The sequence below is a fragment of the Snodgrassella alvi genome, assembly GCF_002777745.1.
Lineage (GTDB): Bacteria > Pseudomonadota > Gammaproteobacteria > Burkholderiales > Neisseriaceae > Snodgrassella > Snodgrassella alvi_D.
This window is the reverse complement of the sequence record NZ_MEIO01000036.1, coordinates 1-10165: the sequence shown is the minus strand read 5'-3', so window position 1 is coordinate 10165 and position 10165 is coordinate 1. Positions and strand designations below refer to the sequence as shown.

The window sequence follows — 10165 nt, the reverse complement described above, 5'->3', positions numbered from 1 at the left end:
CGCTGGTTAAACTTAGTATAATGTAAATATTTATTAATCCAGCGCGTATACATGAATACTGAACTGTTGTTTAACATTTAATTTAAAACAATAAAATTTTTAAAATCGCCTTCTTTTTCTTTTCTTTTTGTAAAATTTATGTTAATTTTTACTCTATAAAATAGAACAATAGGGCTGCTTATGAAGTCTGGATTTAGAAAAAGTCTACTTATCTTGGTGCTGCTGTGGCAGGTATTGCTGCTTGCCGGCTGTGACTATTTTGTAAGCGAACAGCAGGCACAGGTACCATTCTATAATCGCGATAGCCGTGGCCGCGCCGATACTATTGGCAAACTCGGCACACACTCCATCAGCATCCCCGCGGGCGTGATTGATGGCTGGGCACGCTATATCGGCGATCCGGGCGATTTTGCCGATCCGAAAATCAAAGCCAAATACCAGCGCCCGCCGGAATCTTATGACTTGCCGATTGAATCATTTGGTTTCCTGTATCGGATTACTGACGGCGATATTTATACCTCTTTCCGGCAAACAGAAGAGGATTACCGCCGCGATAATGAAACCTTAATCCCGTATGGCAAACCTTTTCCATGGGCCGATGTCATTATCTATGGTGAATATGATGCTGCGCCGCTGAATTTTAATGCCTATGTGCAGGAAGGCTTTAAAATATCAAAAGAAGTTTCCAATATTGATTATATCCAGCAGCCACAGCCGCTGTATGGCTTAACCGTATATCGGGCCAATAATGGCATTGATCCCAAAACCGGTGAACCGTGGAAATCGGATGTTAATGCCAAGGATATTTTGCTCAAAAAAGATCAGGCCGGCAATATTAAAACTTATATGGGTTGCGAGTTTTCTGAGCATAAAAATTTTTGTAGTCATATGTTTTATAATGATAAATTTCATATCAGAGTATCAATTAGTTATAACCGTACTTATCTGCCGCAATGGCAGGAGATGGAGAGCAATATTATTAAAATACTGGATAGCTGGCGGGTAAGCCCAGAAGGCAAGCTGCTGGGCAAACAGATTGGTAAGGCATAGTTTGTAGTAGTGGTATAACTTATTGATTATCTCAAGGAGAGCACTATGTTAGAAGCAAAAAAAGTAAGCAAAAGCGAAATTCAGGCATGGCGTAAACAGATTGAAAATGGTTATGCCAAATGGGCGCAAGGTTTCTTGAAATAATACTGATTAGATAATTAATAAATATTGGCTAGTATCTAATTTAAAACAATAAAATTGAAAATAATTCTGAATTTCTCTCTTTTCTTTATATTAATATTGTGTTAACTTTTGTATTAAAAAATAAAGAAAAAGGCTGCTTATGAAGTCTGGATTTAGAAAAAGTCTACTTATCTTGGCGCTGCTGTGGCAGGTATTGCTGCTTGCCGGCTGTGACCAAGATTTTGGCAAACAACCGGAAACACAAGTTGTTGAGCAAGTGTCGGAACCATTCCGCAATCAGGATAGTCGTGGACGTTATGACACCATTGGCAAACTAGGTACTCAATCCATCAGTATCCCCGCGGGCGTGATTGATGGCTGGGCGCGCTATATCGGCGATCCGGGCGATTTTGCTGATCCGAAAATCAAAGCCAAATACCAGCGCCCGCCAGAATCTTATGACTTGCCGATTGAATCATTTGGTTTCCTGTATCGGATTACTGATGGCGATATTTATACCTCTTACCGGCACACAGAAGAGGATTACCGCCGCGATAATGAAACCTTAATCCCGTATGGCAAACCTTTTCCATGGGCCGATGTCATTATCTATGGTGAATATGATGCTGCGCCGCTGAATTTTAATGCCTATGTGCAGGAAGGCTTTAAAATATCAAAAGAAGTTTCCAATATTGATTATATCCAGCAGCCACAGCCGCTGTATGGCTTAACTGTATATAAGGCCAATAATGGCATTGATCCCAAAACCGGTGAACCGTGGAAATCGGATGTTAATGCCAAGGATATTTTGCTCAAAAAAGATCAGGCCGGCAATATTAAAACCTATATCGACTGTCAATTTACTCAGCATATAAATATTTGCAACCATATGTTTTATAACGATGAATGGCATATAAGAGTTCTTGTTGGTTATAACCGTGTTTATCTGCCGCAATGGCAGGAGATGGAGAGCAATATTATCAATATACTGGATAGCTGGCGCGTAAGCCCAGAAGGCAGGCTGCTGGGCAAACAGATTGGTAAAGCCTAGTTTGTAGTAGTGGTATAACTTAATTGATTATCTCAAGGAGAGCACTATGTTAGAAGCAAAAAAAGTAAGCAAAAGCGAAATTCAGGCATGGCGTAAACAGATTGAAAATGGTGATTTGAACGATGTTGGCGAGGTGTATCAGCAACTGGCCAAACGTGGCTATCATTATGCTAAATGGGCGTATGGGGTAGCATCCGCGGATACCTTTACCGGCAATGGCGCGCTGGAATTTATGCAGGCGGTGGCGAAAGAACATCATCATATTTTAACGGACGACGAAACCAATAAGATACGCTGCGCTGGTTAAACTTAGTATAATGTAAATATTTATTAATCCAGCGCATATACATGAATATTGAACTGTTGTTTAATATTTAATTTAAAACAATAAAATTTTTAAAATCGCCTTCTTTTTCTTTTCTTTTTGTAAAATTTATGTTAATTTTTACTCTATAAAATAGAACAACAGGGCTGCTTATGAAGTCTGGATTTAGGAAAAGTCTACTTATTGTGATGTTGCTGTGGCAGGTATTGCTGCTTGCCAGCTGTGACTATTTTGTAAGCGAACAGCAGGCACAGGTACCATTCTATAATCGCGATAGCCGTGGCCGCGCCGATACTATTGGCAAACTCGGCACTCACTCCATCAGCATCCCCGCGGGCGTGATTGATGGCTGGGCACGCTATATGGGCGATCCGGGCGATTTTGCCGATCCGAAAATCAAAGCCAAATACCAGCGCCCGCCGGAATCTTATGATTTGCCGATGGAATCATTTGGTTTTCAGTATCGCATCACTGATGGCGATATTTATACCTCTTTCCGGCAAACAGAAGAGGATTATCGCCGCGATAATGAAACCTTAATCCCGTATGGCAAACCTTTGCCGTGGGCGAGCGTAAGTGTCTATGGTCAATATGATGCTACGCCGTTGAATTTTAACTTCACTGTTCAGAATGAATTCAAATTGGCGAAAGACATCACCCATTTTGACTATATCCAGCAGGAACAACCGCTGTATGGTTTAACCGTATATCGTGCCAATAATGGTATTGATCCAAAAACCGGTGAACCGTGGAAATGGGATGACAATGCCAAGGATATTTTGCTCAAAAAAGATCAGGCCGGCAATATTAAAACCTATATCAAGTGTGAATTTACCCAGTATAAAAATTTTTGTAGTCATATGTTTTATAACGATGACTGGCATATCCAAGTATGGATTAGTTATAACCGTGTCTATCTGCCGCAGTGGCAGGAGATGGAGAGCAATATTATCAAAATACTGGATAGCTGGCGCGTAAGCCCAGAAGGCAGGCTGCTGGGCAAACAGATTGGTAAGGCATAGTTTGTAGCAGTGGTATAACTTATTGATTATTTTAAAGGAGAGCACTATGTTAGAAGCAAAAAAAGTATCGGCCGCTGAAATCAGAGCATGGCGTGAGCAAATATTAAATGGGGATTTATCCGATGTTGGTGAAGTGTATCAGCGACTGGCCAAACGTGGCTATCATTATGCTCAATGGGCGTACGGGGTAGCATCCGCAGATACCATTACCGGTAATGGCGCACTGGAATTTATGCAGGCGGTGGCGAAAGAGCATCACCATATTTTAACGGACGACGAAACCAATAAGATTCGCCGCCACATGGCCTTGGGCTATCTGGAAATGCTGGAGAAAAAGGCCGGTTCGGGTAGCGTAAGCCAGGATATCACCTATCAGCAAATGAAAGAATTCCATATTAAGGTATTTGACAAGAATAATGTTGATATTAACTACTGGACGCTGTATGAACCGATGCGCCTTATCGAACGCTATACTTCAGGAAAACTGATTGGTGGGCGCGAAATCAAAGGCGAACAGGTTGTCGAAGAAGTGTGGGAGGCTATGTGGGCAACCGAAGGCACCAGTGTTTCAAGCTGGGCAATGAGCTTTGGATTAGCCGAAATCATGAGAGATGCTCATAATGGGTATATTTATATTGATAAACTAACTGGTAAACCTCACACCTCTGCTAAGATAACAGCAATAGGAGCAGGTTTGGGGCTTGCAGGACAAATGCTGATTTGGAGTTGCTATAAAAAAGTGCCAATTTCCAGCGCTGATCAGGCACTGGCGAAAAAGTGGGTAGATAATACCAGCAGATTTCTCCCGGCAAAGGATTATTGGGCTGAGTTTGGTAAGGAAGGAATGGAAAACTTATGGTACAAGGACTATGGTTCTCCAGCTGACCAATATACAGGTCGTCATTTTACCAATCAGAAAACCACTAATGCAGCAAAACAGCAATTAAAATTTAACTGGGACGTAGCTGGCGGCAAGGCGGTAACACAATGGATTATGGCAGCAATATTAAATACTAATAGCATTAATCCATCCAATCCACTGGTAAGTAGCATTAATCACGATAATTTTGCTGATAAAGGGATGGGTTTTGTCTTTGATCCGGTGAATGGTCATCGCAAGGAAGTTGCCGGGCAGCCGGGCAAGTTTGAATTTAAATACCAGCTGGCATTTATTGATGAGCTGCCGGAAAAATTATTAACGCAGTTGCAGGAATGGGAAAAACAAGGCAATCAACAAATGGTATCGCTGTATCTGAATGCACTGATGCAGCTTAATCCGGTGGTGGTATTGAATCCGGATAAGATGCCAACGGCGCGGAAGATTGATGATGTAGGCGAAGACTGGATTAAGGTGCGCACGTGGATGATTCAGGAAATGCGCCTTGCTCAGGCAGATGAATATAATCAGATGTTAAGTGATAAATTTCATGAACATGACGGTGTTGCTTTTTCTAGGCGCCCGAGCTATCTGCAACAAAAATCATTAGTTGAATCGATTCGTAAGCAATACGGCTTTGGTGCAGAGGATGCGATTGTATTTCGCGATGAGCAAACCGGGCAAAGCTGGAGTACGGGTGCCAGTGCTGGTGATGACGCCCATCAGGTGGTGATGCTGGGCAATGGCACTACTAAGGTAGTGGGTGGTGATCTGGCTGATGTGATTTTTGGCAGTAAAGGCAATGATGACATCAGTGGCGGTGATGGTGATGATTATCTGTTTGGCGGTGCCGGCAATGATACGCTCAGAGGTGGCGCAGGCAATGATATTCTGGCGGGCGGCGATGGTAATGATAAGTATTATTTCAATAGCGGCGATGGCAAGGATAAGATTTATGATTCTGACGGCAAGGGCAGTATTTTTCTTAATGATCAACAGCTGTCAAGATACAAATGGACAGCAAAAGAAAATAATGTCTGGATTTCATCCGATGAGAAATGGCGTATAAGTGTGGATCAAATCACTGGCGATCTGATGATTCAGTCGCTGGAAAACAAAAATGATATTTTAACCATTGTCGGCTGGGAGCAGATGAGCGGCGGCAGGCTTGGTATCAGGCTGCCCAAATTCAAGGATAATAATAATAACAATAATAAAACCAATAAAATTGTTGGCGACTGGCGCACAAAAATTATTCACAAAGAAGGCCACTTTGATCTAGACAAGAGTTTAGCCGGCAGATATTACTGGGGCTGGAAAAATCGCAATGCTAAGGGTGCCATTGTCGATGGCGTGATAGAAAAAGGGTTTGAAGATGTGATTAAGGGCACAGACGGTGCCGATGAGATTAATGGCCTCGATGGTGGTGATGCGATTGACGGCATGGGCGGTAACGATATTATTCTGGGCGGCGATGGCACGGATTTACTTGTTGGGGGAGGCGGATCAGATATCATCAAGGGAGGTGCCGGTGATGATTTTATCTGGGCCAATAGTCATTTAACCATAGGTAATCGTGTCCGCCCGGATGAGCGCTGGAAGATGCCGGCTGATGGTAAAGAACTGATTTATGCCGGTCCAAACTGGGGTGTCTATATTAATCAGCGAGGCCAGATGATAACTTCTGGTATTAATAAAGGAAGTGATGATGCTGCGGATGTGGGTGGAGACTATTTATATGGGGGTGATGGCAATGACCATATTGTAGGCGGTAATCTGAATGATTATATTGAGGGTGATTCAGTAGCATCGGGCAGTACAGAACAGGGTGACGATACTATCTATGGTATGGCTGGTAATGATCATATTGTAGGCGGTAAGGGTAATGATTATATACATGGCGATGGTATTCTCAGGCCGGGATTTCTGAATTCTCTGGATGGCGCCTTACATGGGGATGATTATATTGATGGCGGTGACGGCGATGATGAAATAGTTGGCGGTGGCGGCAATGATGTGATTATTGGCGGCAATGGGGATGATTATATATATGGCGATGTTGGCAGTTATAAAAAAGAGGAATCGCTGGACGGTGTCTTCCATGGGGATGATTATATTGATGGCGGTGACGGCGATGATAAAATAGCTGGCGGTGGCGGCAATGATGTGATTATTGGTGGCAATGGGGATGATAATATATATGGCGATGCTGACAGTTATGAAAAAGGGGAAATGCTGGACGCTAAATATCATGGCAATGACACCATTTATGGCGGAGCCGGTAATGACCAGATCTCTGGTGGCGGCGGTGATGATTATTTATATGGTGGTGATGGCGACGATATAATCTGGGGCGATGCTTCAGGCACAGAGCCTCATCCGGAGCTTAATGGTAACGATCATATATGGGGCGATGCCGGCAATGATATTCTGGATGGTGGCTATGGCGATGATGTGATTCATGGCGGTGATGATGATGATAAGATTTCTGGAGGCGCCGGCAATGATGAACTTTATGGCGATGATGGTGATGACACCATTACTGGTGATTGGTTAAATAAAGATATTACTGAACATGGTAATGACTTTATTGATGGTGGTGCCGGCAATGATAAGCTAGCCGGAGGTGGTGGCGACGACTGGATTATCGGTGGTGATGGCGATGATGTGATCTGGGGCGATGCCTGTGAGGATGATCATGAGCTGAATACAGAAATGGCGGGCAATGATTATCTTTCCGGCGGTGCCGGCAATGACACTATTTTCGGTGGCTATGGCGATGATACTATCGATGGCGGTACAGGTGATGATACATTACTGGGTGGCGGCGGCCGCGATACCATTTATGGCGGTGATGGTAACGACCAGATATCAGGGGATTTCATCAGTGGTATCGGTATGAATGTTGTGGCTACAGACAATAGCTATAACGATACTATTTATGCTGGCAATGGTAACGATCTGGTGGAGGGGCAACTGGGTGATGATCTGATTTATGGCGGTGCGGGTAATGATCATTTATTCGGCGATCAGGGCTATGGAGATCCGAAACAACACCGGCCGGAGGATAAGGGCAATGACACCATCTATGGTGAAGAGGGCGATGATTATATAGATGGCGGCTATGGCAATGATTTCCTTGATGGCGGCACCGGCAACGACACCATTTTTGGCGGTGGCGGTAATGATGTGCTCCATGGTGGTGATGGTAATGATTTTCTCAGCGGCGGTAATGCAATGAGTGTGAATGATGCAGATACAGCCGGTGGCAATGATATTATTTATGGCGGCGCCGGTAATGATACGATACTGGGCGGCGAAGGCAATGATGTGCTTCATGGGGATGAGGGAGATGATCATCTTCGCGGCGGTAATGGCAACGACCGGCTTTACGGAGGTGACGGACGTGACTGGCTGTATGGCGGCAAAGGTAATGATTATCTGAATGGTGGCGCCGGTGATGATGTCTTTGTGTTTAATAAGGGTGACGGTGTTACAACGATTGAGGATTACAGCGGGAAGTCGACGGTGATTATTAATGTACCGCTGGATAATTTGTCCATCAGTGCCTATGAGAAAGGTATTAAGGTTACCAATGGGGTTAATGGTGATGCAATCTATCTGGTTGGCTATTATCTGGATGGACGTGCCCACAGCCTGGATATGAATAATCTGATATTTGCCCAGCCTAATGGTGGCAATTCTTATATTACACGCTCTTTGCAGCGGATAGTTGATAAGATTGATCATCATAATGCCGCCAATTATGACCGTATTATTGAAGGCAATAATGAAGCCAATGAGCTTTTTGGTACGGTCGGCAAAGATTTGATGTATGGCTATGGTGGTAATGATATTTTACATGGCAATAAAGGCAATGATTTGCTTGATGGTGGCGACGGCAATGATATTCTGTATGGTGATGCCGGCGATGATCAGTTATTTGGTGGCGCCGGAAAGGATATTCTGGAAGGAGGAAGCGGCAATGATTTGCTGATTGGCGGTAGCTGGGAGCAAGACCGTTATGTATTCCGGGCTGGTCATGGCCGCGATGAGGTGTTTGATCAGGCAGCCAATGCGGCACAGGGAGATATTCTGGATTTTGTCGACTACCGTAGCAATGAATTGCGGTTCAATCGGAATAGAGATGATCTGATTATCGGTCATATTGGTTCAAATGATCAGGTACGGCTGGATAACTGGTTTGCCGGTGAGTCTTTTAGGCAGTATCAGATTCATACGGCAGATGGTGTGCACTATACAGCCGCACAGGTGCAGCAGTTGGTAGGTGCCATGGCCGCTTTCTCTGGCGGTAGCAGTGAAGGCAGGATATGGGCGGCAGATGAAGTTCAGCAGCTTGCCCCGCAGACTATTCTTGCGGCCAACTGCGGTTAAGCCAGAAGCACTGTAGTATTATAGACAAGCCTGCAAACGATGTTTGCAGGCTTGTTTGTTATGGCTAAAGACAGGTAATGATACGCCAACATAAATATTATTTTCTGCAACTCTGAAATTTTCAGGTAGCCATAAAATAATTTTATTCGATAAATATACCTTTAATATATTTTTATCCTTTCGTTGTAAACAGCAACAGACACCTGAGCGAATAGATTATGTTTCTATGACATCAGTATCTTTAGTAATTAAATCCGCATAGTCGGCAATGTTTTTCTGTAGATAATCCAATACTGCTTCTTTATCACAATACACCCTTATAAACTCTAAAGCCTGAGCATTTTGCTCGATTGAAACTGATTCAATATGTTCATTCACCTGCTTTTTAATAAGCGCCTGAATATCGGCATCGTATTGTTGATATTTACTGATTAAATCCGCTAAATCATCAGTATCAAATTTGTTCTCCAGCACATGGGCCATTACTGCTGGTGAAAAAGAATGCTCAACAACAGATACCGGTTTGTCCGTACATTTCAGTAATCTGATTGCACTATTATCATCAATTGGTTTTGTAATCAGCTTTAATGCCTCATCATAATCAAATAATTCAGTATCTTCAGTAATTAAATCCGCATAGTCGGCAATGTTTTTCTGTAGATAATCCAATACTGCTTCTTTATCACAATACGCCCTTATAAATTCTAAAGCCTGAGTATTTTGCTCGATTGAAACTGATTCAATATGTTCATTCACCTGCTTTTTAATAAGCGCCTGAATATCGGCATCGTATTGTTGATATTTACTGATTAAATCCGCTAAATCATCAGTTGCAAAATTATGCTCCAGCACATAGGCCATTACTGCTGGTAAAAAAGAATGCTCAACAACAGATACCGGTTTGTCCGTACATTTCAGTAATCTGATTGCATCTTCATCATCAAGCCCTAGATTAACTAGCTGCAATGTTTCATCATAATCAAACAATTCAGTATCTTCAGTAATTAAATCCGCATAGTCGGCAATGTTTTTCTGTAGATAATCCAATACTGCTTCTTTATCACAATACACCCTTATAAATTCCAAAGCCTGAGTATTTTGCTCGATTGAAACTGATTCAATATGTTCATTCACCTGCTGTTTAATAAGCGCCTGAATATCGGTATCGTATTGTTGATATTCACTGATTAAATCTACTAAATCATCAGTAGCAAAATTATGCTCCAGCACATAGGCCATTACTGCTGGTGAAAAAGAATGCTCAACAACAGATACCGGTTTGTCCGTACATTTCAGTAATCTGATTGCATCTTCATCATCAA

General features: G+C 42.9%; 6 protein-coding genes. 5 read left to right on the top strand and 1 reads right to left on the bottom strand.

Annotated features, from left to right (window positions below; translation table 11 throughout):
* Positions 1 to 180 precede the first annotated feature (180 nt).
* The 5 genes from BHC51_RS05210 to BHC51_RS13170 all read left to right on the top strand — a co-directional run bounded on the left by BHC51_RS05210 (position 181) and on the right by BHC51_RS13170 (position 8843).
* The gene (locus BHC51_RS05210) at positions 181 to 1050 is read left to right on the top strand and encodes a hypothetical protein (RefSeq protein WP_143558782.1); all 870 of its coding nucleotides are present in this window, start codon (positions 181 to 183) and stop codon (positions 1048 to 1050) included.
* Positions 1051 to 1333: 283 nt separating this feature from the next.
* Positions 1334 to 2224, top strand: a complete 891-nt coding sequence (locus BHC51_RS05205; RefSeq protein WP_100153501.1) for a hypothetical protein — start codon at positions 1334 to 1336, stop codon at positions 2222 to 2224.
* 46 nt (positions 2225 to 2270) lie between these two features.
* A complete protein-coding gene (locus tag BHC51_RS05200; RefSeq protein WP_100153500.1) occupies positions 2271 to 2531 on the top strand; it encodes a hypothetical protein in 261 nt (86 codons plus the stop codon).
* Positions 2532 to 2701: 170 nt separating this feature from the next.
* Positions 2702 to 3571: a hypothetical protein gene (locus tag BHC51_RS05195; RefSeq protein ID WP_143558780.1), complete on the top strand. Its 870-nt coding sequence runs from the start codon at positions 2702 to 2704 to the stop codon at positions 3569 to 3571.
* Between the two features lie 46 nt (positions 3572 to 3617).
* The gene (locus BHC51_RS13170) at positions 3618 to 8843 is read left to right on the top strand and encodes a calcium-binding protein (protein WP_100153498.1); all 5226 of its coding nucleotides are present in this window, start codon (positions 3618 to 3620) and stop codon (positions 8841 to 8843) included.
* Positions 8844 to 9059: 216 nt separating this feature from the next.
* On the opposite strand, the gene BHC51_RS12665 is transcribed toward BHC51_RS13170, so the two are convergent.
* Positions 9060 to 10165: hypothetical protein (locus tag BHC51_RS12665; RefSeq protein ID WP_180296432.1), on the bottom strand; the 1106-nt coding region annotated here is incomplete at its 5' end.

What these genes read in the sequence shown, in the direction of transcription:
- BHC51_RS05210 (WP_143558782.1), top strand. Translation starts at nt 181, where the DNA reads ATGAAGTCTGGATTTAGAAAAAGTCTACTTATCTTGGTGCTGCTGTGG.
- BHC51_RS05205 (WP_100153501.1), top strand. Translation starts at nt 1,334, where the DNA reads ATGAAGTCTGGATTTAGAAAAAGTCTACTTATCTTGGCGCTGCTGTGG.
- BHC51_RS05200 (WP_100153500.1), top strand. Translation starts at nt 2,271, where the DNA reads ATGTTAGAAGCAAAAAAAGTAAGCAAAAGCGAAATTCAGGCATGGCGT.
- BHC51_RS05195 (WP_143558780.1), top strand. Translation starts at nt 2,702, where the DNA reads ATGAAGTCTGGATTTAGGAAAAGTCTACTTATTGTGATGTTGCTGTGG.
- BHC51_RS13170 (WP_100153498.1), top strand. Translation starts at nt 3,618, where the DNA reads ATGTTAGAAGCAAAAAAAGTATCGGCCGCTGAAATCAGAGCATGGCGT.